General features: G+C 62.3%; 33 protein-coding genes. 26 read left to right on the top strand and 7 right to left on the bottom strand.

Annotated features, from left to right (window positions below; translation table 11 throughout):
• Positions 1 to 41 precede the first annotated feature (41 nt).
• From rpsJ to DA1_RS27860, 12 genes are all read left to right on the top strand, one after another.
• Positions 42 to 353, top strand: coding sequence for a 30S ribosomal protein S10 (rpsJ, locus tag DA1_RS27915; RefSeq protein WP_003059431.1), 312 nt, complete (start codon positions 42 to 44; stop codon positions 351 to 353).
• Positions 354 to 563: 210 nt separating this feature from the next.
• Positions 564 to 1238, top strand: a complete 675-nt coding sequence (gene rplC / locus DA1_RS27910) for a 50S ribosomal protein L3 (protein ID WP_012202329.1) — start codon at positions 564 to 566, stop codon at positions 1236 to 1238.
• The gene (gene rplD, locus DA1_RS27905; protein ID WP_012202330.1) at positions 1238 to 1858 is read left to right on the top strand and encodes a 50S ribosomal protein L4; all 621 of its coding nucleotides are present in this window, start codon (positions 1238 to 1240) and stop codon (positions 1856 to 1858) included. The genes rplC and rplD overlap by 1 nt, the downstream gene beginning before the upstream one ends.
• The gene (gene rplW, locus DA1_RS27900) at positions 1855 to 2169 is read left to right on the top strand and encodes a 50S ribosomal protein L23 (RefSeq protein WP_012202331.1); all 315 of its coding nucleotides are present in this window, start codon (positions 1855 to 1857) and stop codon (positions 2167 to 2169) included. Before rplD ends, rplW begins: the two co-directional genes overlap by 4 nt.
• A gap of 2 nt (positions 2170 to 2171) precedes the next feature.
• Complete coding sequence (rplB, locus tag DA1_RS27895) at positions 2172 to 2996, top strand: 50S ribosomal protein L2 (RefSeq protein ID WP_012202332.1); 825 nt, start codon at positions 2172 to 2174, stop codon at positions 2994 to 2996.
• Positions 2997 to 3006: 10 nt separating this feature from the next.
• Positions 3007 to 3282, top strand: coding sequence for a 30S ribosomal protein S19 (gene rpsS, locus DA1_RS27890; RefSeq protein WP_012202333.1), 276 nt, complete (start codon positions 3007 to 3009; stop codon positions 3280 to 3282).
• A 10-nt stretch (positions 3283 to 3292) separates the two neighbouring features.
• Entirely contained in the window at positions 3293 to 3625 is a 333-nt protein-coding gene (gene rplV / locus DA1_RS27885; RefSeq protein ID WP_012202334.1) for a 50S ribosomal protein L22, read from the top strand.
• A gap of 16 nt (positions 3626 to 3641) precedes the next feature.
• Positions 3642 to 4514, top strand: coding sequence for a 30S ribosomal protein S3 (gene rpsC, locus DA1_RS27880; RefSeq protein WP_012202335.1), 873 nt, complete (start codon positions 3642 to 3644; stop codon positions 4512 to 4514).
• A 2-nt stretch (positions 4515 to 4516) separates the two neighbouring features.
• Complete coding sequence (rplP, locus tag DA1_RS27875; RefSeq protein ID WP_012202336.1) at positions 4517 to 4933, top strand: 50S ribosomal protein L16; 417 nt, start codon at positions 4517 to 4519, stop codon at positions 4931 to 4933.
• A gap of 10 nt (positions 4934 to 4943) precedes the next feature.
• Positions 4944 to 5141: a 50S ribosomal protein L29 gene (rpmC, locus tag DA1_RS27870; protein WP_012202337.1), complete on the top strand. Its 198-nt coding sequence runs from the start codon at positions 4944 to 4946 to the stop codon at positions 5139 to 5141.
• 13 nt (positions 5142 to 5154) lie between these two features.
• A complete protein-coding gene (rpsQ, locus tag DA1_RS27865) occupies positions 5155 to 5424 on the top strand; it encodes a 30S ribosomal protein S17 (protein WP_012202338.1) in 270 nt (89 codons plus the stop codon).
• Positions 5425 to 5542: 118 nt separating this feature from the next.
• A complete protein-coding gene (locus tag DA1_RS27860) occupies positions 5543 to 6049 on the top strand; it encodes a peroxiredoxin (protein ID WP_013800250.1) in 507 nt (168 codons plus the stop codon).
• Positions 6050 to 6160: 111 nt separating this feature from the next.
• Here DA1_RS27860 and DA1_RS27855 read toward each other — a convergent pair whose 3' ends face one another.
• Together DA1_RS27855 and DA1_RS27850 are read right to left on the bottom strand one after the other, a co-directional pair.
• The gene (locus DA1_RS27855) at positions 6161 to 6652 is read right to left on the bottom strand and encodes a GNAT family N-acetyltransferase (RefSeq protein ID WP_013800251.1); all 492 of its coding nucleotides are present in this window, start codon (positions 6650 to 6652) and stop codon (positions 6161 to 6163) included.
• 65 nt (positions 6653 to 6717) lie between these two features.
• Positions 6718 to 7416 (bottom strand): cytochrome b/b6 domain-containing protein, encoded by a 699-nt coding sequence (locus DA1_RS27850; RefSeq protein WP_034399098.1) that lies wholly within the window; start codon positions 7414 to 7416, stop codon positions 6718 to 6720.
• A gap of 170 nt (positions 7417 to 7586) precedes the next feature.
• Here DA1_RS27850 and DA1_RS27845 point away from each other — a divergent pair, with 170 nt between their 5' ends.
• Positions 7587 to 8033, top strand: a complete 447-nt coding sequence (locus DA1_RS27845; RefSeq protein ID WP_034397888.1) for a c-type cytochrome — start codon at positions 7587 to 7589, stop codon at positions 8031 to 8033.
• Between the two features lie 72 nt (positions 8034 to 8105).
• Here the strand turns inward: DA1_RS27845 and DA1_RS27840 are convergent, their stop codons facing one another.
• Entirely contained in the window at positions 8106 to 8609 is a 504-nt protein-coding gene (locus DA1_RS27840; protein WP_034397890.1) for a TlpA disulfide reductase family protein, read from the bottom strand.
• Between the two features lie 123 nt (positions 8610 to 8732).
• On the opposite strand from DA1_RS27840, the gene DA1_RS27835 reads away from it, so the two are divergent.
• From DA1_RS27835 to ptsP, 4 genes are all read left to right on the top strand, one after another.
• Complete coding sequence (locus DA1_RS27835) at positions 8733 to 9350, top strand: hypothetical protein (protein ID WP_012202344.1); 618 nt, start codon at positions 8733 to 8735, stop codon at positions 9348 to 9350.
• Positions 9351 to 9475: 125 nt separating this feature from the next.
• The gene (locus DA1_RS27830; RefSeq protein WP_170962107.1) at positions 9476 to 9937 is read left to right on the top strand and encodes a PTS sugar transporter subunit IIA; all 462 of its coding nucleotides are present in this window, start codon (positions 9476 to 9478) and stop codon (positions 9935 to 9937) included.
• Positions 9906 to 10175: an HPr family phosphocarrier protein gene (locus DA1_RS27825; protein ID WP_012202346.1), complete on the top strand. Its 270-nt coding sequence runs from the start codon at positions 9906 to 9908 to the stop codon at positions 10173 to 10175. The genes DA1_RS27830 and DA1_RS27825 overlap by 32 nt, the downstream gene beginning before the upstream one ends.
• A gap of 117 nt (positions 10176 to 10292) precedes the next feature.
• Positions 10293 to 12068: a phosphoenolpyruvate--protein phosphotransferase gene (gene ptsP, locus DA1_RS27820; protein ID WP_012202347.1), complete on the top strand. Its 1776-nt coding sequence runs from the start codon at positions 10293 to 10295 to the stop codon at positions 12066 to 12068.
• Positions 12069 to 12463: 395 nt separating this feature from the next.
• On the opposite strand, the gene lipA is transcribed toward ptsP, so the two are convergent.
• From lipA to DA1_RS27805, 3 genes are read right to left on the bottom strand one after another with little or no spacing between them, the layout of a single operon-like run.
• A complete protein-coding gene (gene lipA / locus DA1_RS27815) occupies positions 12464 to 13444 on the bottom strand; it encodes a lipoyl synthase (protein ID WP_013800257.1) in 981 nt (326 codons plus the stop codon).
• 10 nt (positions 13445 to 13454) lie between these two features.
• On the bottom strand, positions 13455 to 14180 hold the full coding sequence (gene lipB, locus DA1_RS27810; protein ID WP_034397895.1) for a lipoyl(octanoyl) transferase LipB: 726 nt from the start codon (positions 14178 to 14180) through the stop codon (positions 13455 to 13457).
• The gene (locus DA1_RS27805) at positions 14177 to 14494 is read right to left on the bottom strand and encodes a YbeD family protein (RefSeq protein ID WP_034397898.1); all 318 of its coding nucleotides are present in this window, start codon (positions 14492 to 14494) and stop codon (positions 14177 to 14179) included. The genes lipB and DA1_RS27805 overlap by 4 nt, the downstream gene beginning before the upstream one ends.
• A 286-nt stretch (positions 14495 to 14780) precedes the next feature.
• Here DA1_RS27805 and DA1_RS27800 point away from each other — a divergent pair, with 286 nt between their 5' ends.
• The 9 genes from DA1_RS27800 (at position 14781) to DA1_RS27760 (ending at position 22017) form a co-directional block, all read left to right on the top strand.
• The gene (locus tag DA1_RS27800; RefSeq protein WP_012202351.1) at positions 14781 to 15263 is read left to right on the top strand and encodes an ATP synthase subunit I; all 483 of its coding nucleotides are present in this window, start codon (positions 14781 to 14783) and stop codon (positions 15261 to 15263) included.
• Between the two features lie 21 nt (positions 15264 to 15284).
• The gene (gene atpB, locus DA1_RS27795; protein WP_012202352.1) at positions 15285 to 16148 is read left to right on the top strand and encodes a F0F1 ATP synthase subunit A; all 864 of its coding nucleotides are present in this window, start codon (positions 15285 to 15287) and stop codon (positions 16146 to 16148) included.
• Positions 16149 to 16199: 51 nt separating this feature from the next.
• Positions 16200 to 16448 (top strand): F0F1 ATP synthase subunit C, encoded by a 249-nt coding sequence (gene atpE, locus DA1_RS27790; RefSeq protein WP_011803767.1) that lies wholly within the window; start codon positions 16200 to 16202, stop codon positions 16446 to 16448.
• Positions 16449 to 16482: 34 nt separating this feature from the next.
• A complete protein-coding gene (locus tag DA1_RS27785; RefSeq protein WP_012202353.1) occupies positions 16483 to 16953 on the top strand; it encodes a F0F1 ATP synthase subunit B in 471 nt (156 codons plus the stop codon).
• Between the two features lie 12 nt (positions 16954 to 16965).
• Complete coding sequence (locus DA1_RS27780) at positions 16966 to 17505, top strand: F0F1 ATP synthase subunit delta (RefSeq protein WP_012202354.1); 540 nt, start codon at positions 16966 to 16968, stop codon at positions 17503 to 17505.
• 48 nt (positions 17506 to 17553) lie between these two features.
• Positions 17554 to 19107, top strand: coding sequence for a F0F1 ATP synthase subunit alpha (atpA, locus tag DA1_RS27775; protein WP_012202355.1), 1554 nt, complete (start codon positions 17554 to 17556; stop codon positions 19105 to 19107).
• Between the two features lie 18 nt (positions 19108 to 19125).
• Positions 19126 to 19998 carry a F0F1 ATP synthase subunit gamma gene (gene atpG, locus DA1_RS27770; protein ID WP_012202356.1) on the top strand — a complete coding sequence of 291 codons (873 nt, stop codon included), beginning with the start codon at positions 19126 to 19128 and terminating at the stop codon, positions 19996 to 19998.
• Positions 19999 to 20032: 34 nt separating this feature from the next.
• Positions 20033 to 21442, top strand: a complete 1410-nt coding sequence (gene atpD, locus DA1_RS27765) for a F0F1 ATP synthase subunit beta (protein WP_012202357.1) — start codon at positions 20033 to 20035, stop codon at positions 21440 to 21442.
• A 158-nt stretch (positions 21443 to 21600) separates the two neighbouring features.
• Positions 21601 to 22017: a F0F1 ATP synthase subunit epsilon gene (locus DA1_RS27760; protein ID WP_012202358.1), complete on the top strand. Its 417-nt coding sequence runs from the start codon at positions 21601 to 21603 to the stop codon at positions 22015 to 22017.
• A 92-nt stretch (positions 22018 to 22109) separates the two neighbouring features.
• On the opposite strand, the gene DA1_RS27755 is transcribed toward DA1_RS27760, so the two are convergent.
• Positions 22110 to 22370 (bottom strand): hypothetical protein, encoded by a 261-nt coding sequence (locus DA1_RS27755; RefSeq protein WP_012202359.1) that lies wholly within the window; start codon positions 22368 to 22370, stop codon positions 22110 to 22112.
• Positions 22371 to 22419 lie beyond the last annotated feature (49 nt).

The following is a 22419-nucleotide window of genomic DNA, read 5'->3' as shown; positions in this document are numbered from 1 at the left end:
CAAAGATCATTGCGTAATTCTTGGAAAACTAGGAATACACAATGTCCAAGCAAAAAATCCGCATCCGCCTGAAGGCGTTTGACTACAAGCTGATCGACCAGTCGGCTGCTGAAATCGTTGACACTGCCAAGCGCACCGGTGCGATCGTCAAGGGCCCTGTGCCCCTGCCGACACGCATGAAGCGTTTCGACATCCTGCGCTCGCCGCACGTCAACAAGACCAGCCGCGACCAGTTCGAAATCCGCACTCACCAGCGCCTGATGGACATCGTTGACCCGACTGACAAGACGGTTGACGCTCTGATGAAGCTGGACCTGCCCGCAGGCGTGGACGTCGAGATCAAGCTGCAATAAGAACTTCACGGCCCCTTGCGGGGCCGTTGAAGGGCTTTGATTTAACGCGAACTTGCTTGAAAAGGCAGTTCGCGTTAAAATTTGGGGCTTCGCCTTTCTTGAGCGAAGTTTTATCAACCTTCTTTCGTGCGCAAGGCCTTGGACATCTGGGGCGGGAGCGCAACGCTGGGCCAATTGCAGTTTCAGCGGCGAAAGTTTTGGAGCAAACAAATGAGTCTGAGCAACTCCCTCGGGTTGCTGGGTCGCAAGGTGGGCATGATGCGTCTGTTCACCGATGACGGGGACGCAGTGCCCGTCACGGTGGTGGATGTGTCCAACAACCGTGTGACTCAGGTCAAAACCCAAGAGAACGATGGCTACGTGGCCCTGCAGGTCACTTTCGGTTCGCGCAAGGCATCTCGCGTGACCAAGCCAGAAGCCGGCCACCTTGCCAAGGCAGGTGTCGAAGCCGGTGAAGTGATGGGTGAATTCCGCGTGACCGAAGAAACCGCTGGCAAGTACGCCGCAGGCTCCGTCCTGCCCGTCGCCGAGCTGTTCTCGGTGGGCCAGAAGGTGGACGTGCAAGGCACTTCCATCGGTAAGGGCTTCGCCGGCACCATCAAGCGTCACAACTTCCGCTCGCAGCGCGCCTCGCACGGCAACAGCCGTTCGCACAATGTTCCCGGCTCCATCTCGATGGCCCAGGATCCAGGTCGCGTGTTCCCGGGCAAGAAGATGACCGGTCACATGGGCGATGAAACCATCACCACCCAAAATCTCGACGTGGTTCGCATTGACGAAGCACGCCAACTGCTCTTGATCAAGGGCGCTGTTCCGGGCTCCAAGGGTGGCTTCGTGACGGTGCGCCCCGCCATCAAGGCCAAAGCTTCCAAGGGAGCGAACTAATGCAGCTCGAACTCCTGAATGAACAAGGCCAGGCCGCATCCAAGTTCGATGCGCCCGAGACTGTTTTCGGTCGTGAATTCAACGAAGACCTCGTCCACCAGATCGTGATCGCCTATCGTGCCAACGCACGTCAGGGCACTCGCGCTCAGAAGGACCGCGAGCAGGTTCGTCACACGACTGCCAAGCCGTTCAAGCAAAAGGGCACCGGCCGTGCTCGTGCTGGTATGTCTTCCTCGCCTCTGTGGCGTGGCGGCGGCCGCATCTTCCCGAATCTGCCTGAAGAAAACTTCACGCAGAAGATCAACAAGAAGATGTACCGCGCCGGTATGGTTGCCATCCTGTCGCAGCTGGCCCGCGAAGGCCGTCTGGCCGTGGTGGACTCGCTCAAGCTCGAAAGCCCCAAGACCAAGGTGCTGGCCGACAAGTTCAAGGCCATGAACCTGGAATCGGTCATGGTGATCGCTGAAGAAGTCGACGAGAACCTGTACCTGGCTTCCCGCAATCTGAAGAACGTGTTCGTGGTCGAGCCGCGCTACGCCGACCCCGTGTCGCTGGTGCACTACAAGAAAGTGCTCGTCACCAAGGGTGCGATCGACAAACTCAAGGAGATGTTCGAATGAGCACGCTCAAGTTTGACGAAGGTCGTCTGATGCAGGTGTTGGTTGCTCCCATCGTGTCCGAAAAGGCCACCATGGTTGCCGAGAAGTCCAACGCCGTGACGTTCAAGGTGCTGCAGAGCGCCACCAAGCATGAAATCAAGGCCGCCGTGGAACTGATGTTCAAGGTGGAAGTTGCTGGTGTCTCCGTGGTGAACATCAAGGGCAAGACCAAGCGCTTTGGCAAGACCACTGGCCGCCGCGACCACGTTCGCAAGGCCTACGTGATGCTCAAGCCCGGTCAAGAGCTGAACCTGTCCGGGGAGGCTGCGTAATCATGGCTGTTATCAAGCTCAAACCGACGACCCCCGGCCAACGCGGCACGGTCAAGGTCACGCGTGACCATCTGCACAAGGGTGCAGGTTTCGCCCCTCTGCTGGAGCCTCAGCACCAGAAGTCGGGCCGTAACAACAACGGTCACATCACCACCCGTCACAAGGGCGGTGGCCACAAGCACCACTATCGCGTGGTGGACTTCAAGCGCACCAAGGACGGCATCCCCGCCAAGGTCGAGCGCATTGAGTACGACCCCAACCGTACGGCCCACATCGCTCTGGTGTGCTATGCCGACGGCGAGCGTCGCTACATCATTGCTCCGCGCAACCTGGAAGTCGGCGCAACGATCGTCAGCGGTTCGGAAGCCCCGATCCGCGTGGGCAACACCCTGCCGATCCGCAACATCCCCGTGGGTTCGACCATCCACTGCATCGAACTGAAGATCGGCGCTGGCGCGCAGATCGCCCGTTCGGCAGGTACGTCGGCTACGCTGCTGGCCCGTGAAGGCATCTACGCCCAAGTGCGTATGCGTTCCGGCGAAGTGCGCAAGGTGCACATCGAATGCCGCGCGACCATCGGTGAAGTCGCCAACGAAGAACACAGCCTGCGCCGTCTGGGCAAGGCCGGTGTGAAGCGTTGGATGGGTATTCGCCCGACCGTTCGCGGCGTGGTGATGAACCCTGTCGATCACCCGCACGGTGGTGGTGAAGGCAAGACCGGTGAAGGTCGTCACGCTGTTGACCCATGGGGCAACCTGACGAAGGGCTACCGTACCCGTAACAACAAGCGCACGCAGTCGATGATTGTGTCGCGTCGCAAGAAGTAAAGGGTAGCAAATGACTCGTTCTCTTAAAAAGGGTCCGTTTGTTGACCATCACTTGCTGGCAAAGGCCGAAAAGGCCGTCGCCACCAAGGACAAGAAGCCCGTCAAGACCTGGTCGCGTCGCTCCATGGTTCTGCCCGAGTTCATCGGTCTGACCATCGCCGTGCACAACGGCAAGCAGCACGTGCCCGTGTATGTGACTGACCAGATGGTCGGCCACAAGCTCGGCGAATTCGCGCTGACCCGTACCTTCAAGGGTCACCCGGCGGACAAAAAAGCCAAGAAGTAAGGAATAGAACATGTCTGAAACACGTGCTGTTCTCCGTGGCGTCCGCCTGTCTGTGGACAAGGGTCGCCTGGTCGCGGACCTGATCCGCGGCAAGAAAGTGGACCAAGCCCTGAACATCCTGACGTTCACGCAGAAAAAAGCTGCCGTGATCATCAAGAAGGTGCTCGAGTCCGCCATCGCCAACGCCGAGCACAACGACGGCGCCGACATCGACGAACTGAAGGTCAAGACCATCTTCGTCGAACAAGGCACCACGCTCAAGCGCTTCACCGCGCGTGCAAAGGGCCGCGGCAATCGCATCAGCAAGCCCACGTGCCACGTGTACGTGACGGTTGGCAACTGAAAGGCCTGGGAAGAATATGGGACAGAAAATCCATCCTACCGGCTTCCGCCTGGCTGTTAGCCGCAACTGGGCCAGCCGTTGGTACGCAAGCAACCGTGACTTCGCCGGCATGCTGGCCGAAGACATCAAGGTGCGCGAGTTCCTGAAGGCCAAGCTGAAGAATGCCGCCGTGTCGCGCATCCTGATCGAGCGTCCTGCAAAGAACGCCCGCATCACGATCTTCTCGGCACGTCCTGGTGTCGTGATCGGCAAGAAGGGCGAGGACATCGAGAACCTGAAGAAGGAACTCGCAACCCGTCTGGGCGTGCCCGTGGCTGTGAACATCGAAGAAGTGCGCAAGCCTGAAATCGATGCCAAGCTGATCGCCGATTCGATCTGCCAGCAGCTCGAAAAGCGCATCATGTTCCGCCGCGCCATGAAGCGTGCAATGCAAAACGCCATGCGTCTGGGTGCCCAAGGCATCAAGATCATGTCTTCGGGCCGTCTGAACGGTATCGAAATTGCACGTTGCGAGTGGTATCGCGAAGGCCGTGTGCCACTTCACACACTGCGCGCCGACATCGACTATGGCTTCTCCGAAGCCAAGACGACCTACGGTGTGATCGGTGTGAAGGTCTGGGTCTACAAGGGTGACACGCTGGGTCGTAACGACCTGCCGGCAGCCGAGACCCCCCGCCCCGAAGAAGAACGTCGTCCTCGCGGCCCCCGCCGTGATGGTCGCGGCGATGGTCGTCGTGACGGTGCTGGCCGTGGTGCCCGCCGCCCCGCAGGCGCTAACGCAGCACCTGCTGACGGCAGCGATAAGCCCGCCGGCGCTGGCGCTGATTCCGTTAAGCGCGTTCGCAAGACTGACGCGCCCGCTACAGCAGCGGACGGTAAAGGAGAATAAAGATGCTGCAACCTGCTCGCCGCAAATACCGCAAGGAGCAAAAGGGTCGCAACACCGGTATCGCAACGCGTGGTAACTCCGTTGCTTTCGGTGACTTCGGCCTGAAGTCCACTGACCGTGGTCGCCTGACGGCGCGTCAGATCGAAGCGGCTCGCCGCGCGATCTCGCGTCACGTCAAGCGTGGCGGTCGTATCTGGATCCGCGTGTTCCCGGACAAGCCAATCTCTACCAAGCCCGCAGAAGTGCGTATGGGTAACGGTAAGGGCAACCCCGAGTACTACGTGGCCGAAATCCAGCCCGGCAAGGTGCTCTACGAAATCGTGGGCGTCCCTGAAGAGCTGGCTCGTGAAGCGTTCCGCCTGGCCGCTGCAAAGCTGCCGCTGCGTACGACCTTCGTGTCCCGTCAAATTGGTGCCTAAGGAGAACAACATGACGAAAGCTGCTGAACTCCGCCAAAAAGACGTTGCCGGCCTGGAAGCCGAAGTGAAGTCCCTGCAAAAGGCTCACTTTGGCCTGCGTATGCAAAAGGCTACGCAACAGCTGGGTAACACGAACACGCTGCGTACTACGCGCCGTGACATCGCCCGCGCCAAGACCATCCTTGCTGAAAAGCAAGCTGCCAAGTAATCAGGAAGCCGACATGACGGAAGCTAAAAAATCCCTCAAGCGCACCTTGATTGGCAAGGTGGTCAGCGACAAGCGTGCCAAGACCGTGACGGTCATGGTTGAACGCCGCGTCAAGCACCCGATCTATGACAAGATCATGATCAAGTCCAGCAAGTACCACGCTCACGACGAGCAAGGTGAATACAAGCTGGGCGACGTGGTTGAAATCACGGAAAGCCGCCCGCTGTCCAAGACCAAGAACTGGGTTGCTACCCGCTTGGTGCAAAAGGCTGCTCTGGTGTAAGCCTACACAGGCCCACCGGCTGCAAGGCCACAGGAAACGACCCACAATGTGGGTCGTTTTTTCGTTTGGGGACCGCCATTTCGGCGGCCCCCGGTTTTGCACCACAAAGGAGATAGAGATGATCAAAGTCGGAGATGCCCTGCCCGCTGCCACCCTGATGGAATACGTGGAAGTCGAAGGCAATGGCTGCAGCATCGGCCCCAACCCCGTGAAGCTGCCCGAAGCCGCTGCCGGCAAGACCATCGCGGTCTTCGCCGTGCCCGGCGCATTCACTCCCACCTGCTCGGCCAAGCATGTGCCCGGCTTCGTGGAGCAGGCCGAAGCCTTCAAGGCTGCCGGCGTGGACGAGATCTGGTGCTTGTCGGTCAACGACGCCTTCGTGATGGGCGCGTGGGCCCGTGACCAGAAGACCGACGGCAAGGTGCGCATGCTGGCAGACGGCGATGCCGCCTTCGCCAAGGCCACCGGCCTGACGCTGGACCTGAACGGCAAGGGCCTGGGCCTGCGCAGCAACCGCTACTCCATGCTGGTCAAGGACGGCAAGGTCGCCACGCTGAACGTGGAAGGCCCTGGCAAGTTCGAAGTCAGCGACGCTGCCACCCTGCTGGGCCAGGCCAAGGCCTGATCCTGATCGTGCTGCAGGCCTGCCGGGCCTGGGCACCGCGCTTTTGCGAAAAAAGGCATTGCACCCAGGTGCAATGCCTTTTTGTATTTCAGGGGGCTGCTTCAGCCGGCCCTAGAAGATATCGGCCTTGAGGTAATGCGCCCCTGCGATGGGGTTGTGATAGTAGGGCGGGATTTCCTCGAAGCCCAGGTCCGTGTAGAGGGCGCGCGCCGACTCCATGTCGTCCAGCGTGTCCAGCAGCACATGGTCATAGCCGGCTTGGCGCGCCACATCGAGCATGGCCTCGGCGAGCTGGCGGCCCAGGCCGAAACCGCGAAAGGCCTTGCGCACGAACAGGCGCTTCATCTCGGCGGCGTTGGCGTAATCGCAGTTGTCCAGCGGGCGCAAGGCGCAGCAGCCGGCCACGGCGCCATCGACCTTGGCCAGCAGGATGTGGCCGCGCGGCGATGCGTAGTCGCCAGGCAGATCGGCGATCTCGGCCTCGAAATCTTGAAATTGCAGATCGACATCCAGGCTTGCGGCGTACTCCTGGAAGATCTGGCGGACTTCGTCCATGTCTTCCAGGGGATTCGGCGCCAGCAAGGCGACAGCAGGCTTGTCCACGGGCACTTGGCTAAAACGACGGAAAACGCAGTGTAGCGGCAAGCTGGCAACATCTGGCCACGCCGTCAGAAAGCACCCCCCAGCTGCTGCACCCACCATGCGGCGGCCCCCGCCACCAACGCCAGGACCAATGCCAACAGGCGGCTGGCTGCCGTGTCGCGTGAAGAGGGCAGGGGTTCGGGCAAGTGCTTGTCTCCCGTCACCATGGCGCGCACCAGGCTCCGTCCGCGCCAGGCATAGAAAAGGATGGCCAACAGGTGCAGGGCCACCAGCGCGTACAGCAGATACTGCCCCCAGTGCGCGTGGTAGGCGGTGGCCTGTGCCACGGTGTCGCCCGATACAAAGCGGCCCAGCGGCCCGGAGAACGCAATCTCGTCGTCGCTGAGCAACCCGCTGCTCACCTGGGCGATCAGTACGGCCAGCATGGCAAACACGGACAGGGCGCCCAGCGGGCTGTGGCCTGCGCTGTCGCTCTCCGTTCCTTGTCCCCGCACATGGCGCAGCACGGTGGCCGGCGCGTGGATGAAGCTGGCAAAGCGCGACCAGCGGCCGCCCACAAGGCCCCAAAGCAGGCGGAACAGCAGCAGGGCCAGCATGGCATGGCCCAGCAGCAGATGCCAGTTCATGGCATTGCCGCCCAGCTTGGCCGTCACGACCAGGCCGACCACCGTTGCGGCCAGCAGCCAGTGAAACAGCCGGGTGGGCAGGTCCCAGATGCGGACCTTGTGCTTGGCGGCGCCTTGTGTGGTCGATTCTTGTGCCATGGCATGAAAGCTGGGATGGGGATGGGGATGGGGATGAGGCATTGTGCCGCCCCGCATTCCTGCGAGCACCAGGAATGCACCCTGGCCGTGGTCAATCAAAGCGGCGCCGGCAAGATGCCGCTGCCATACTGGCCCGGCAGATTTCCCCACACTCCCAAAGGAAAACCACGATGAAGAAAGTTTCTGCATGGGCGCTGGCCGCCCTGCTGGCCGCCACGGCGCTGCCCGCGTCCGCACAGTTCGCCAAGTCCGAAGACGCCATCAAGTACCGCCAGGGCGCGCTCGCCGTGCTGGGCCAGCACTTCGGGCGCCTGGGCGCCATGGCGAACGGAAAGATCCCCTTCGATGCCAAGGCGGCCCAGGAAAACGCCGAGGTGGTGGCCTTCATGGCCAAGCTGCCTTGGGCCGCGTTTGGCGCGGGCACGGAAGGTGGAAAGGCCAAGCCTGAAATCTGGAAGGAGCAGGCCAAGTTCCAGGACCTGTCGGAGAAGATGCAGGCCGAGACGGTCAAGCTCGCGGCTGCGGCCAAGTCCGGCAACTTGGACCAGCTCAAGGCCGCCTTCGGCCCGGCCGCCGCCAGCTGCAAGGCCTGCCACGACAGCTTCCGCAGCCGTTGAGCGGCGGGCGGAGGATGCACCAATGAAAAACCGGCCTGGTGCCGGTTTTTTTGTGCCCTGGTCTGCGCTGTATCAGGCCTCGGCCAGCAGCTTCTCGATCAGCCGATGCAACTCAGCGAAGTCAGGTGCGCCCACATAGCGCTTCACGATGTCGCCGCGCTTGTTGACGATGTAGGTGGTGGGAGTCAGTTGCACATCGCCCCAGGCCCGGGCCACGGCGCCGGTGTTGTCCAGCGCGACCTTGAAAGGCAGCTTGCGCGAATCGGCGAAGTTCACCACATAGCTGGGCGGGTCGTAGCTCATGGCCACGGCCAGGGTCTCGAACCCCTGGCTCTGGAATTTCTGGTGGGTGGCAACGATCTCGGGCATTTCGGCCACGCAGGTGGTGCAGCTGGTGGCCCAGAAGTTCACCAAGGTCACCTTGCCCTTGAGGTCGGCCGTGGTCTGCTTGCTGCCGTCCAGCAGTACGAAGGTGGACTGCGGCGCGGCCGTCTGGCCGGCACCCGAATACACCCATGCGCCCATGCCGGCGGCTGCGGCGATCATCACGCCTGCGATCCAATGTTTGCTTGCCATAGCGACGATTGTGCCCAAAGTTGCGCCCGAAGGCCTGCACGCATGCCGTGCACCGCCTTTCGATGCGCGGCAAGGGCAAAAGTTCGGGGCTCGGACAGGTCGGGCCATGCCGATAATGCCGGCATGACATTGATGGAAAGCTTTTCTAAAGCAAAGGGCCGCGCTCTGGCCCTGCGGCTCGGCGCCGCGCTGCTGGTGTTGGCGCCCCTGGCCGCCTGCAGTCCCAGGCTGGATTGGCGGCAGGTCGCGGTCGAAGGCACGCCGCTGCGCGTGCTCTTGCCCTGCGATCCGCAATCCGCAACACGGCCGGTGGAGCTGGGCCAGGGCATGGGCACGGTGCAGATGTCCATGATGGGATGCGATGCCGATGCGTCGACCTACGCGGTGTCCCACTTCCTGGTCAGCGAGCCGTCCAGAGCCGCCGAGATGCTGTCGTATTGGCAGGCAGCCGTGCTCGGCCAGATGAACCCGGGTGCTCCGGGGCAGGCACCGGCGGGCGCCAAGCAACTGCGCTCCAAGGAAGATGGCCCTTTCCTGCCTGCAGGCGCACTGAATCTGCCGCAGTCGCTGCGCACCACGTTTGAAGGCGTGGGGCCCCAGGGCTGGAAGCTCACCGCCCATGGCGTGTGGTTTGCACGAATGGAGCCGGCAGGCGCGCGCCTCTACCATGCCGTGATCTACAGCGACAAGCCGCGCACAGACGAGGCCAACAACTTCTTCGCCAGCCTGCAACTGCAATAGCAACGGCAACAGGTTTCGGAGCCACGGATGCGGGAGGCAGCTGTGGCATGGAACGCAGTGCAGGCGCGCCGGTTGCCCTGCATGCGCTTGCGCACGCCATAATCGACTCCGAACCCTGTGACTTCATGACCACGCGCATCCTTTTGTTCACCCACGCACCTTTGGCCCATGCACTGCGCGAATGCGCCTTGCATGTGTTCGCCGACAGTGCCGAGGACGTCCTTGCCCTGGATGTGCCCGCTCAGGAGCCGCCCGAGGCCACCCTGATGCGTGCCGAGCAGTTGCTTGAGGACCATGGCGGCCTGGTGGCGCTGCCCACGCTGGTGCTGACCGACCTCTTTGGCGCGACGCCCTGCAACGTGGCGCAGCGCCTGGTGGCGCAGCTGCCTGCCGGGCGACTGGTGGCCGGGGTGAACTTGCCCATGCTGCTGCGCTCCATAGGCTATCGCCACGAGGCGCTGGAAGCCGTGGCCGAGCGTGCCTTGGCCGGAGGCAGCCATGGGGTGATGCAGGTGGGCGTGAACACGCCTCAGAACCAGAGTCCGCGACCATCCAATGATCAAGACCCCTATAACCATCAGCAATAAACTGGGCCTGCATGCCCGCGCCTCCGCCAAGCTCACCAAGCTTGCAGGCAGCTTTCCCTGCGAAGTCTGGATGAGCAAGGGCGAGCGGCGCATCAATGCCAAGAGCATCATGGGCGTGATGATGCTGGCTGCCGGCATGGGCTCCGAGGTGCTGCTGGAAACCGAAGGACCGCAGGAGCAGGAAGCCATGGATGCGCTGACGGCCCTGATCAACGACAAATTTGGCGAAGGCCAGTGATGGGCCTCCGCTGCGCTGGCAGACGGTGAGCGCAAAAGAGCAACACGCGCCGGGCCCGGACGATGCCGCATTGCGACGGCCCGGGGCCTGCGCAGCAGCAGGCAAAGGACAGGCGCAATGACGTTTGCAATCCACGGACTGGCCGTTTCACGGGGCATTGCGATAGGACGCGCGGTGGTGGTGGCCTCCAGCCGCATGGAGGTGGTGCACTACTTCATCCGGCCCGACCAGGTGGACGCGGAAATCGACCGCGCCCGCAGCGCACGCAACGCCGTCATCGACGAGCTGCGCCGCCTGCAGGATGAAATGCCCCAGGATGCGCCGGGCGAGCTCGATGCCCTGCTCGACGTCCACCTGCTGCTGTTGCAGGACGAGGCCCTGGCCGCCGCCATCAAGCACTGGATTTCCGATCGTCTCTACAACGCCGAATGGGCGCTGACCACGCAGCTCGAGGTCGTCTCGCGCCAGTTCGACGAGATGGAGGACGAGTATCTGCGCGAGCGCAAGGCCGACCTGGAGCAGGTGGTCGAGCGCATCCTGCGCTACATGAAGGGCATGGCCAGCCCCGTGCCCGCGCCTGCCGCGCTGCCGCGGGCCGATGCAACGGGGGAGGGCGCGCCGCAGCAGCCGCTGCTGCTCGACGAAGTCACCGATGTGCCCCTGGTCCTGGTGGCGCAGGACCTGTCGCCTGTGGACATGCTGCAGTTCAAGAGCCGGCTGTTTGCCGGCTTCATCACGGCCGTGGGCGGGCGCACCTCGCACACGGCCATCGTGGCGCGCAGCATGGACATCCCGGCCGTGGTCGGCGCGCGCGCGGCCAGCCAGCTGATCCGCCAGGACGACTGGATTATCATCGATGGCAACGCAGGCGTCGTCATCGTCGATCCTTCTCCCATCATCCTGGCCGAATATGGCTTTCGCCAGCGCCAGAACGAGCTGGAGCGCGAGCGCCTCTCACGCCTGCGCCATACGCCCGCGCTGACGCTGGACGGAGAGCGCATCGAGTTGCTGGCCAATATCGAGCAACCCGGCGACGGGCCTGCGGCCGTGCATGCAGGCGCCGTGGGCGTGGGACTGTTCCGCACGGAATTCCTGTTCATGGGGCGTGGCGGCAACCTGCCCGGTGAGGAGGAGCAGTACCGCGCCTACCGCGAGGCCGTGGACGGCATGCAGGGCATGCCCGTGACCATACGCACGTTGGACGTGGGCGCCGACAAGCCGCTGGACAAGGCACAGCCCAAGGACTACTACCTGAACCCCGCGCTGGGTCTACGCGCCATCCGCTGGAGCCTGGCTGACCCGGCCATGTTCCGCACCCAGTTGCGCGCCATCCTGCGTGCGGCGGCGCATGGGCAGATCCATCTGCTGTTTCCCATGCTGGCCCACCAAAGCGAGATCGAGCAGACCCTGGCCCAGGTGCGGCTGGCGCAAAGCGAACTCGACGCGCGAGGCGTGGCCCATGGCCCGGTCAAGCTGGGCGCCATGATCGAAGTGCCTGCGGCCGCGCTGATCGTGCGCACTTTTTTGCGTTACTTCGACTTCCTGTCGATCGGCACCAACGACCTCATCCAGTACACGCTGGCCATCGACCGCGCCGACGAGACCGTGGCCCATCTCTATGACCCCTTGCATCCCGCCGTGCTCAAGCTGGTGGCGGACGTGATCGCCGAAGGAAGGGCGCAGGGCAAGAGCGTCTGTGTCTGTGGGGAGACCGCCGGGGATGTGGGCATGACGCGCCTGCTGCTCGGCCTGGGTCTGCGCAGCTTTTCCATGCATCCGGCGCAGATCCTGGTCGTCAAGCAGGAAATCTTGCGTGCCGACACACGCAAGCTGACTGCCTGGGCGCAGGAAGTCCTGCGCTCGGACAGTCCTGCAGCGCTGCTGGGACCATGAATTCATGCAGGCGGGGATGCGCAGAAAAAAAGATTTGCAACTTTAGTTGCGATTGATTCTCATTCGATGCTATGATCAGCCCCAATGCAGCAAGAAACTCTCTGGTGGGGAATTCGAGCTGCAAGCCTTTTTCAGTTTCATCGTGGGGCGACTCGCCAGGCCTGTTCAGCCTGCAGCAAGTCGGTTTGCCAGCCAGCGGTCTGCCGGTTAGCCAGGCTTTTTTTCTACGATGTCAGAAGAGGCAACATCGCCTCCAATTCAAGCAGAGCATGCGTCAGCGGCTCTGCTTTTTTGTTGCCCGCGCGTCTTGATGTGTCGTCATGCGGCCATGAAAAAGCCCTCGGCAGCAGGGCTGGCGAGGGCTGGGCATTGAGGGCCGCCTGGGTGCGGCGAGCTCAAACGCCTGCGGCGTGTGCCTGCTGATCCGCGTGGTAGCTGGAGCGCACCATGGCGCCCACGGCAGCGTGCGTGAAGCCCATCTTGTAGGCTTCTTCCTCGAACATCTTGAAGGTGTCGGGGTGCACGTATCGGCGCACCGGCAGGTGGCTGTTGCTGGGCGCCAGGTACTGGCCGATGGTCAGCATGTCGATGTCATGGGCGCGCATGTCGCGCATCACCTGCAGGATTTCCTCGTCGGTCTCGCCCAGGCCCACCATGATGCCGCTCTTGGTCGGAACCTTGGGGTGCAAGGCCTTGAACTTCTTGAGCAGGTTCAGCGAGAACTGGTAGTCCGAGCCGGGGCGCGCTTCCTTGTACAGGCGCGGTGCGGTCTCCAGGTTGTGGTTCATCACATCGGGAGGTGCGGCCTTGAGGATTTCCAGCGCACGGTCGTCGCGGCCACGGAAGTCGGGCACCAGAATCTCGATCTGGGTCAGCGGCGAGAGCTCGCGGATGTTCTTGATGCACTCCACGAAATGGCCCGAGCCGCCATCGCGCAGGTCGTCGCGGTCCACGCTGGTGATCACCACGTACTTCAGGCGCAACTCGGCAATCGTCTTGGCAAGATTGAGCGGCTCGTTGGTGTCCAGCGGGTCGGGGCGGCCGTGGCCCACGTCGCAGAACGGGCAGCGGCGCGTGCACTTGTCGCCCATGATCATGAAGGTGGCCGTGCCCTTGCCGAAACATTCGCCGATGTTGGGGCAGGAGGCTTCCTCGCAGACCGTGTGCAGCTTGTTGGCGCGCAGGATGTCCTTGATCTCGTAGAAGCGCGTGGTGGGGCTGCCCGCCTTGACGCGGATCCACTCGGGCTTCTTGAGGGCCTCGCCATGCTCGACCTTGATCGGGATGCGCGAAAGCTTCGCTGCCGCCTTCTGCTTGGCCAGCGGGTTGTACTCGGCTTGGGACTGCGCTTCGCGCACGACGGTGTTGGTGGTCATGGTTCTGGATTCAGGGGGCTAGGCGGCGCTGCAACTGTCGTCCCAGCACGCGCGCGGCTTCGTCCCAGGTTGTCTGAACGCCGATTGTAGAAAGGTCCACCGTTTGCAGTCCTGCATAGCCGCAAGGGTTGATCCGTTCGTAGGGTTCCAGGTCCATGGCGGCATTCAGGGCAACGCCGTGATAGGTGCAATGCCGGCTGACCTTGATGCCCAGGGCTGCAATCTTGCCCAGCCCCGAAAAATCGGGCTGGGGCGCGGGTGAGCCGGGTGCGCGCAGTTGCGGGCGCTGGGCCAGCATGGCGTGGCTGCGAGGATCGTCGAGACGCACGTAGATGCCGGGGGCGCCTTCCACGCGGTGGCCGGTGATGCCGAAATGCTCCAGCGTGCGAATGACCGCATCTTCGATGCGGAACACGTATTCCTTGACGAAGTAGCCCAGGCGCTGCAGATCCAGCAACGGATAGGCGACCACCTGGCCCGGGCCGTGGTAGGTGACCTGCCCGCCGCGGTTGGTTGCGACCACGGGAATGTTGCCAGGGCTCAGCAAGTGGTCACTTTTCCCGGCAAGGCCTTGCGTGAAATGCGGGGCGTGCTCGCAGATCCAGAGCTCGTCGCGCGTGCCGGCATCGCGGCCGCTCGTGAATGCCTGCATGGCCTGCACCGTGGCTTCGTAGTCGGTGCGGCCCAGCAGGCGCAAGTCCAGCGTCCGCGCAAGCTCGGCGGCTGGGGCGCTCAAAGCACCACTTTCACAAGCGGGTGCGAGGTGAATGCCCGGTACAGGTCGTCGAGCTGCTCGCGGCTGGTGGCCGTCACCGTGACGGTGACACCCAGGTATTTGCCGCTGCTGCTGGGGCGCAACTCGATGGTGCTGGGGTCAAAGGCGGGGTCGAAGCGCTCGGCGATCTGGGTGATTTCATGCACCAGATGCTCGGCCTTGATGCCCATGACTTTGATGGGAAACTGCGACGGGTACTCGATCAACGAGTCCTTGCGCGGGTCCGCGCCCGGCGCGGCTGCTGGTGCGGAGGAGGGGGTTGGGGCGTCGGTCATAGGTGAATCAAGGTTAATCGCTTGGCGTTGGAGGCGATTGTGCGCTATCGTTCGCGGCCATGTCGCAGCCTGGGGCTGCCGCGCCGCCGGTCACGAAAACTCCACACACAACAAACAAGCTGCCTGCGGTGCGAGGCTGGCGTTGTTGGCCTGCTGCCACACAGCCAGGCTGCCGCCGCCGTTTTGGGCATGCCCGTAACAACCCCTATCGTTCGGCAGGGGTTTTTACTTATAATCAGAGGCTTTGTGAAAAAGTCTTGTCTGGTCTGCGGCCTTCGAGAACTCAATGAAAAACTACGCCGCTGACACAGACGCTGACAGGGAACTTGAGGGCGAGGATTCCGACTTCAAGCCCCTGACCTCCGAGGAGGCTCAGGAGTGGCGCACGCGAAACCCGCAGATGTCTGTGTGGCGCTTCGTGGTGGTCCAGGCGGTGGTTGGCGTGCTGGTGGCACTGGTCGCGTGGCTGGTGACGGGGCGCGCCGAGGTCGGATGGTCGGCTGCCTATGGCGCCTTGTCGGTGGTGCTGCCGGCTGCGCTGTTTGCGCGCGCCGTCGTGCGCAAGAGGCCTGGCGGCGCTGCAGCCGCCATGGTGGGAATTTTTGGCTGGGAACTGGTGAAGCTGGTGCTGTGCATTGCCATGCTGGCGGCTGCGCCCAAGCTGGTCCCGGGGCTGAGTTGGCTGGCGCTGCTGGCGGGCTTGGTGATCGTCATGAAAACGTATTGGGTCGCGCTGATAGTGCGGGCCAATGTCCGAAAAACCGATTGATATTTGAAGAGAAGTTGACCGATGGCCGCAGACGCGCACGCACCTACTGCAAGTGAATACATCGTTCACCACCTGCAGCACCTCCAGAACATCAAGCAAAAGTCGATCATCGACTTTTCGGTCATCAACCTGGACTCGATCGTCGTCAGCGCCACGCTGGGCGTGCTGAGCCTGTTCGTGCTGTGGCTTGCCGCGCGCAAGGCCACATCGGGCGTTCCGGGCCGCTTCCAGGCGGCTGTAGAGCTGCTGGTCGAGATGGTGGACAACCAGGCCAAGGCCAACATCCACAACGCGCAAAGCCGCAAGTTCATCGCTCCGCTGGCGCTGACCGTGTTCGTCTGGATCTTCATGATGAACGCCATGGACATGCTGCCCGTGGACCTGCTGCCGGTACTGTGGCAGGGCGTCCAGGGTGACTCGCACGCCTACCTGCGCGTCGTTCCCACGGCTGACCTCTCGACCACGCTGGGCCTGTCCTCGGCCGTGCTGATCCTGTGCTTCTTCTACAGCATCAAGATCAAGGGCATGGGCGGCTGGGCCCACGAACTGGTGACCGCTCCGTTCGGCACCAGCAAGAATCCCGTGTTTGCACTGATCCTGGGTGTTATCAACCTGGCCATGCAGATCATTGAATATGTCGCCAAGACGGTTTCGCATGGCATGCGACTGTTCGGCAACATGTACGCTGGTGAGTTGGTGTTCTGTCTGATCGCTCTGATGGGCGGTGCGGCTGCCATGTCGCTTTCCGGTGTGTTGCTCCCCTTGGGGCACATCATTGCAGGCTCTATCTGGGCGATCTTCCACATTCTGATCATCACCCTGCAGGCCTTCATTTTCATGATGCTGACGCTGATCTATCTCGGCCAGGCACATGAAGCCCACTGACCATTTCCTTTCCCTCTCAACCTTTCTCTTTCTTTAATCTCAGGAGTCATCATGGAAAACATTCTCGGTCTCGTCGCTCTGGCTTGTGGTCTGATCGTTGGTCTGGGCGCTATCGGCGCTTCGATCGGTATCGCCCTGATGGGTGGCAAGTTCCTGGAATCGTCGGCACGTCAGCCTGAGCTGATCAACGAACTGCAAACCAAGATGTTCATCTTGGCCGGTCTGATCGACGCTGCCTTCCTGATCGGTGTTGCTATCGCTCTGCTGTTCGCTTTCGCCAACCCCTTCGTCCTGGCCTAAGCTCCGATCACGCCCTAGATAGAAAGGTGTTGCCGTGAGTATCAACGCGACCCTGTTCGTCCAGGCCATCGTTTTCCTGATCCTGGTGCTGTTCACGATGAAGTTCGTGTGGCCCCCGATCGCGAAGGCGCTGGATGAACGAGCTCTGAAAATCGCCGATGGCCTCGCTGCTGCCGACAAGGCCAAGACTGACCTGGCCGCCGCCAACAAGCGCGTCGAGCAGGAACTGGCCCAGACGCGCAACGAAACGGCATCGCGGCTTGCGGACGCCGAACGCCGTGCCCAGGCCATCATCGAAGAAGCCAAGGCCCGTGCCTCCGAAGAAGGCAACAAGATTGTTGCTGCTGCCCGCGCTGAGGCCGAGCAGCAGACAGTCCAGGCCCGTGAAGCCCTGCGCGAGCAAGTGGCTGCGCTGGCCGTCAAGGGCGCCGAGCAGATCCTGCGCAAGGAAGTGGATGCCGGCGTCCATGCCGACCTGCTGAACCGCCTGAAGACCGAGCTGTAAGGAAGAGCAAACATGGCAGAACTCGCCACCATTGCCCGTCCTTACGCAGATGCCCTGTTCAAGGCCAGCACCCAGCAGGGTGCTGACCTGTCCGGCACTGTTGCCTGGGCGGAGGAATTGGCGGCGATTGCCGCCAATCCGCAATTGCGCCAGCTGGCCGACGACCCCAAGGTGACCGACGAACAACTGTTCGACGTCATCAGCGGCGTGGCCGGCTCGGCATTGCCTGATGCCGCTCGCAACTTTCTGCGCGTCATCATTGAAAACGGCCGACTGCAAGCCCTGCCAGAAGTGGCGGCCCAGTTTCGCAGCCTCGTGAACCGCGCCGGTGGCTCGTCCGACGCCGTGGTTCAAAGCGCTTTTCCCATAGATGCTGCCGCTCTGGCTGCCCTCGGGACTTCGCTGGAGAAGCGTTTCGGCCGAAAGCTGAACCTGTCGGTGCAGCAAGATCAGTCCCTGATCGGTGGCATCCGCGTCGTGGTGGGTGATGAAGTTCTTGACACGTCCGTCAAGGCCCGCCTGGAACAAATGAAAGCGGCCCTCATTGCGTAACAACGCGACTGAGGTCTCGGCTAACCAAAGCTAAAGAAGGAAAGAGTCATGCAACTCAATCCCGCAGAAATTTCTGAACTGATCAAGAGCCGCATCGAGGGTCTGGCTGGCAGCAGCGACATCCGTAACGAAGGCACCGTGGTTTCGGTGACCGACGGTATCGTGCGCGTGCACGGCCTGTCGGACGTGATGCAAGGCGAAATGCTGGAATTCCCCGCAGGCAAGGATGGCCAGCCCTCCTTCGGCCTGGCGCTGAACCTCGAGCGCGACTCCGTCGGCGCCGTGATTCTGGGCGAGTACGAGCACATCTCCGAAGGCGACACCGTCAAGTGCACGGGCCGTATTCTGGAAGTGCCCGTCGGCCCCGAACTCATCGGCCGCGTGGTCAACGCCCTGGGTCAGCCGATTGACGGCAAGGGCCCGATCAACGCCAAGATGACGGACGTGATCGAGAAGGTCGCTCCCGGCGTGATCGCACGCCAGTCCGTGGACCAGCCCCTGCAGACCGGCATCAAGTCCATCGACTCGATGGTGCCCGTCGGCCGTGGCCAGCGCGAACTGATCATCGGTGACCGCCAGACCGGCAAGACCGCCGTGGCCATCGACGCCATCATCAACCAGAAGGGTCAGGGCGTTACCTGCATCTACGTTGCGATCGGCCAGAAGGCTTCCTCGATCAAGAACGTGGTGCGTGCCCTGGAGCAGGCCGGCGCGATGGAATACACCATCGTCGTGGCTGCCACCGCTTCCGAATCCGCTGCCATGCAGTACGTGTCGGCCTACTCCGGCTGCACGATGGGCGAGTACTTCCGCGACCGCGGCGAAGACGCCCTGATCGTCTATGACGACCTGTCCAAGCAAGCCGTGGCCTACCGCCAGGTTTCGCTGCTGCTGCGCCGTCCCCCGGGCCGCGAAGCCTTCCCCGGCGACGTGTTCTATCTCCACAGCCGCCTGCTCGAGCGTGCAGCCCGCGTGAATGCCGACTACGTCGAAGCCTTCACCAAGGGTGAAGTCAAGGGCAAGACGGGTTCGCTGACGGCACTGCCCATCATCGAAACCCAGGCCGGTGACGTGTCGGCCTTCGTGCCCACGAACGTGATCTCGATCACGGACGGCCAGATCTTCCTGGAAACCAGCCTGTTCAACGCCGGTATCCGCCCCGCCATCAACGCCGGTATCTCGGTGTCGCGCGTCGGTGGTGCTGCACAGACCAAGCTGGTCAAGGGCCAGTCCGGCGGTATCCGTACCGACCTGGCGCAATACCGTGAACTGGCTGCCTTCGCGCAGTTCGCCTCCGACCTGGACGAAGCCACCCGCAAGCAGCTGGACCGCGGTGCCCGCGTGACCGAACTGCTCAAGCAGGCCCAGTACAGCCCCCTGTCCACCGCTTTGATGGGCGCTTCGCTGTTCGCAGTGAACAAGGGCTACATGGACGACATCCAGGTCAAGCAAGTGCTGGCTTTCGAGTCTGGTCTGCACCAGTTCCTGAAGACCAGCCACGGCGCCCTGATCGACAAGCTGAACGCTTCCAAGGCCATGGACAAGGATTCCGAAGCCGAATTGAACGCCGCCATCGCTGCGTTCAAGAAGTCGTTCGCTTAAACCGGACGAGGAGCCATCATGGCAGCAGGTAAGGAAATTCGCGGCAAGATCAAATCGGTGGAAAACACCAAGAAGATCACCAAAGCCATGGAAATGGTGGCCGCATCCAAGATGCGCAAGGCGCAGGAACGGATGCTGGCTGCACGCCCGTACAGCGAAAAGATCCGCAACATTGCAGTCCATCTTGGCCAAGCCAACCCCGAGTACGTGCACCCGTTCATGCAAGTGAACGGTGATGCAAAGACAGCCGGCGTCATCGTGGTGACGACGGACAAGGGGTTGTGCGGCGGCATGAACACCAACGTGTTGCGTGCTGTCACGGCCAAGCTGCGGGAGCTGCAGGATCAAGGCGTGTCGGCAGAAGCAGTGGCCATTGGCAACAAGGGTCTGGGCTTTCTGAACCGTGTCGGCGCCAAGGTGGTTTCGCACGCGACGGGTCTGGGCGATACGCCCCATCTGGAAAAGCTGATCGGCCCTGTGAAGGTGCTGCTCGATGCATATGCAGCGGGCAAGCTGAGCGCGGTGTACCTGAGCTACACCAAGTTCATCAACACCATGAAGCAGGAATCGGTGGTGGAGCAGTTGCTGCCCCTGTCGTCCGAGAGCATGCAGGCCGAGAAGACGTCTGGCCATAGCTGGGACTACATCTACGAACCCGACGCGCAGTCCGTGATCGACGAGCTGCTCGTGCGTTACGCAGAGTCCCTGGTCTACCAAGCTGTCGCGGAAAACATGGCGTCCGAGCAATCGGCGCGCATGGTGGCCATGAAGGCCGCGACCGACAACGCCGGCAACGTCATCAGCGAGTTGAAGCTGGTCTACAACAAGACGCGTCAGGCAGCCATCACGACCGAACTGTCGGAAATCGTGGCTGGCGCCGCTGCTGTGTAAAGCAGCTCAACAGACAAACTAATTGGAGCAAAAAATGGCTCAAGTGCAAGGCAAGATTGTTCAATGTATTGGCGCTGTGGTGGACGTCGAGTTCCCCCGCAACGCAATGCCCAAGGTGTTCGATGCCCTGAAGCTCGACGGCTCGGCCCTGACGCTGGAAGTGCAGCAACTGCTGGGTGACGGCGTTGTGCGTACCATCGCCCTGGGTTCGTCCGACGGTCTGCGTCGCGGCCTGATGGTGTCCAACACCGGCAACCCCATCACCGTGCCCGTGGGCAAGGCGACGCTGGGTCGCATCATGGACGTGCTGGGCAATCCCATCGACGAACGTGGTCCCGTGGATCAGGCGCTGACGGCTCCCATCCACCGCAAGGCACCGGCTTATGACGAGCTGTCGCCTTCGCAGGAACTGCTGGAAACCGGCATCAAGGTGATCGACCTGATCTCGCCCTTCGCCAAGGGCGGCAAGGTGGGTCTGTTCGGTGGCGCCGGTGTGGGCAAGACCGTGAACATGATGGAACTCATCAACAACATCGCCAAGGGCCACGGTGGTCTGTCGGTGTTCGCCGGTGTGGGTGAACGTACCCGCGAAGGCAATGACTTCTATCACGAAATGTCGGACGCCGGCGTGGTCAACCAGGAGTCGCTGAACGACTCCAAGGTGGCCATGGTCTACGGCCAGATGAACGAACCCCCGGGCAACCGTCTGCGCGTGGCGCTGACCGGCCTGACCATGGCCGAAGCCTTCCGTGACGAAGGCAAGGACGTGCTGTTCTTCGTGGACAACATCTACCGCTACACGCTGGCCGGTACCGAAGTGTCCGCTCTGCTGGGTCGCATGCCTTCCGCCGTGGGCTACCAGCCCACGCTGGCCGAGGAAATGGGCCGCCTGCAAGAGCGCATCACCTCGACCAAGGTCGGTTCGATCACTTCCATCCAGGCCGTTTACGTGCCCGCCGATGACTTGACCGATCCCTCGCCTGCCACGACGTTCGCCCACTTGGACTCGACCGTGGTGCTGTCGCGTGACATCGCTTCGCTGGGTATCTACCCCGCTGTCGACCCGCTGGACTCCACCAGCCGCCAGCTGGACCCCCAAGTCGTGGGTGAAGAGCACTACAAGGTGGCCCGCGAAGTGCAGGGCACGCTGCAGCGCTATAAGGAACTGCGCGACATCATCGCCATTCTGGGCATGGACGAGCTGGCTCCCGAAGACAAGCTGACCGTGGCCCGCGCCCGCAAGATCCAGCGTTTCCTGTCGCAGCCTTTCCACGTGGCCGAAGTGTTCACTGGCGCCCCCGGCAAGTACGTGTCGCTGGCTGAAACCATCCGTGGTTTCAAGATGATCTGCGCTGGCGAGTGCGATCACCTGCCCGAGCAAGCCTTCTACATGGTTGGCACCATCGACGAAGCCTTCGAGAAGGCCAAGAAACTGGCGGCTTGAGCCTGCGGCACCCCCTGAGCGACTGCGTCGCTTCCCCCTCTCTACCCGCTTCGCGGGGAGGGGGACGACACCCTCGCTGCGGGGCGGCCCTTGCTCGGTGTCCCCGATCTGGGCCCTGCCGGTTCCAAGTTCCAGTCAACCTTTTCTGAGGAGCAAAGATGAACACCATCCACGTTGATGTGGTCAGTGCCGAAGAGTCCATCTTCTCCGGTGAAGCGCGCTTTGTCGCCCTGCCCGGTGAATCCGGCGAACTGGGCATTTTTCCCCGCCACACTCCGCTGATCACGCGCATCAAGCCCGGCTCGGTGCGTATCGAGATGGCGGACGGCAGCGAAGAGTTCGTCTTCGTGGCCGGCGGCATCCTGGAAGTGCAGCCCAACTGTGTGACCGTGCTGTCCGACACCGCCATCCGCGGTGCCGACCTGGACGCCGAGAAGGCCGAGAAGGCCAAGCTCGAAGCCGAGGAAGCACTGAAGAACGCCAAGAGCGAAGTCGATCTGGCGCGTGCCCAGTCCGAGCTGGCCGTCATGGCCGCTCAGATCGCGGCCCTGCGCAAGTTCCGCCAAAAGCGCTGAGCCCCATTCGGGCTCCAGCTGCAAGAAAGCCGCCCTCGGGCGGCTTTTTCTTTGGTGCAAAAGGCTGGAAGGCCGGTCACCGGCCCCATGGCTCAGTCGCCGCAGCGGGCCTGGTACACGTAGGTCACGGCATTGTCCTTGGGGTCCACCGTGCGTGACTTGTGCGTCACGGCCTTGGCGGGCACGGGGCACAAGGCGCGGATCTGTTGCTCGCAGCGCTTGGGGTCGTCTTCGCGCAGCTTGCAGCTGAGCACATAGTCATATTCCTGCGAGTCGTCGAGGATGGGGCTTGCGCAGGCGCTCAGGGTCAGCACGGCGGCCAGCAGGCCCAGGCGGGCCAGGGTGTTCTTCATGGTGTGGATGCTCCTTGATGAAATGGCGTGACGCTATCACAGCCTCCGT

It is taken from the genome of Delftia acidovorans NBRC 14950 (genome assembly GCF_001598795.1).
GTDB lineage: Bacteria > Pseudomonadota > Gammaproteobacteria > Burkholderiales > Burkholderiaceae_C > Comamonas > Comamonas acidovorans.
This window is presented reverse-complemented; position numbering and strand designations above follow the sequence as displayed.

Excerpts from the sequence above, each read along its gene's own strand:
- rpsJ (WP_003059431.1), top strand. The coding sequence starts at position 42 with ATGTCCAAGCAAAAAATCCGCATCCGCCTGAAGGCGTTTGACTACAAG.
- rplC (WP_012202329.1), top strand. The coding sequence starts at position 564 with ATGAGTCTGAGCAACTCCCTCGGGTTGCTGGGTCGCAAGGTGGGCATG.
- rplD (WP_012202330.1), top strand. The coding sequence starts at position 1,238 with ATGCAGCTCGAACTCCTGAATGAACAAGGCCAGGCCGCATCCAAGTTC.
- rplW (WP_012202331.1), top strand. The coding sequence starts at position 1,855 with ATGAGCACGCTCAAGTTTGACGAAGGTCGTCTGATGCAGGTGTTGGTT.
- rplB (WP_012202332.1), top strand. The coding sequence starts at position 2,172 with ATGGCTGTTATCAAGCTCAAACCGACGACCCCCGGCCAACGCGGCACG.
- rpsS (WP_012202333.1), top strand. The coding sequence starts at position 3,007 with ATGACTCGTTCTCTTAAAAAGGGTCCGTTTGTTGACCATCACTTGCTG.
- rplV (WP_012202334.1), top strand. The coding sequence starts at position 3,293 with ATGTCTGAAACACGTGCTGTTCTCCGTGGCGTCCGCCTGTCTGTGGAC.
- rpsC (WP_012202335.1), top strand. The coding sequence starts at position 3,642 with ATGGGACAGAAAATCCATCCTACCGGCTTCCGCCTGGCTGTTAGCCGC.
- rplP (WP_012202336.1), top strand. The coding sequence starts at position 4,517 with ATGCTGCAACCTGCTCGCCGCAAATACCGCAAGGAGCAAAAGGGTCGC.
- rpmC (WP_012202337.1), top strand. The coding sequence starts at position 4,944 with ATGACGAAAGCTGCTGAACTCCGCCAAAAAGACGTTGCCGGCCTGGAA.
- rpsQ (WP_012202338.1), top strand. The coding sequence starts at position 5,155 with ATGACGGAAGCTAAAAAATCCCTCAAGCGCACCTTGATTGGCAAGGTG.
- DA1_RS27860 (WP_013800250.1), top strand. The coding sequence starts at position 5,543 with ATGATCAAAGTCGGAGATGCCCTGCCCGCTGCCACCCTGATGGAATAC.
- DA1_RS27850 (WP_034399098.1), bottom strand. The coding sequence starts at position 7,416 with ATGGCACAAGAATCGACCACACAAGGCGCCGCCAAGCACAAGGTCCGC.
- DA1_RS27845 (WP_034397888.1), top strand. The coding sequence starts at position 7,587 with ATGAAGAAAGTTTCTGCATGGGCGCTGGCCGCCCTGCTGGCCGCCACG.
- DA1_RS27840 (WP_034397890.1), bottom strand. The coding sequence starts at position 8,609 with ATGGCAAGCAAACATTGGATCGCAGGCGTGATGATCGCCGCAGCCGCC.
- DA1_RS27835 (WP_012202344.1), top strand. The coding sequence starts at position 8,733 with ATGACATTGATGGAAAGCTTTTCTAAAGCAAAGGGCCGCGCTCTGGCC.
- DA1_RS27830 (WP_170962107.1), top strand. The coding sequence starts at position 9,476 with ATGACCACGCGCATCCTTTTGTTCACCCACGCACCTTTGGCCCATGCA.
- DA1_RS27825 (WP_012202346.1), top strand. The coding sequence starts at position 9,906 with ATGATCAAGACCCCTATAACCATCAGCAATAAACTGGGCCTGCATGCC.
- ptsP (WP_012202347.1), top strand. The coding sequence starts at position 10,293 with ATGACGTTTGCAATCCACGGACTGGCCGTTTCACGGGGCATTGCGATA.
- lipA (WP_013800257.1), bottom strand. The coding sequence starts at position 13,444 with ATGACCACCAACACCGTCGTGCGCGAAGCGCAGTCCCAAGCCGAGTAC.
- DA1_RS27805 (WP_034397898.1), bottom strand. The coding sequence starts at position 14,494 with ATGACCGACGCCCCAACCCCCTCCTCCGCACCAGCAGCCGCGCCGGGC.
- DA1_RS27800 (WP_012202351.1), top strand. The coding sequence starts at position 14,781 with ATGAAAAACTACGCCGCTGACACAGACGCTGACAGGGAACTTGAGGGC.
- atpB (WP_012202352.1), top strand. The coding sequence starts at position 15,285 with ATGGCCGCAGACGCGCACGCACCTACTGCAAGTGAATACATCGTTCAC.
- atpE (WP_011803767.1), top strand. The coding sequence starts at position 16,200 with ATGGAAAACATTCTCGGTCTCGTCGCTCTGGCTTGTGGTCTGATCGTT.
- DA1_RS27780 (WP_012202354.1), top strand. The coding sequence starts at position 16,966 with ATGGCAGAACTCGCCACCATTGCCCGTCCTTACGCAGATGCCCTGTTC.
- atpA (WP_012202355.1), top strand. The coding sequence starts at position 17,554 with ATGCAACTCAATCCCGCAGAAATTTCTGAACTGATCAAGAGCCGCATC.
- atpG (WP_012202356.1), top strand. The coding sequence starts at position 19,126 with ATGGCAGCAGGTAAGGAAATTCGCGGCAAGATCAAATCGGTGGAAAAC.
- atpD (WP_012202357.1), top strand. The coding sequence starts at position 20,033 with ATGGCTCAAGTGCAAGGCAAGATTGTTCAATGTATTGGCGCTGTGGTG.
- DA1_RS27760 (WP_012202358.1), top strand. The coding sequence starts at position 21,601 with ATGAACACCATCCACGTTGATGTGGTCAGTGCCGAAGAGTCCATCTTC.
- DA1_RS27755 (WP_012202359.1), bottom strand. The coding sequence starts at position 22,370 with ATGAAGAACACCCTGGCCCGCCTGGGCCTGCTGGCCGCCGTGCTGACC.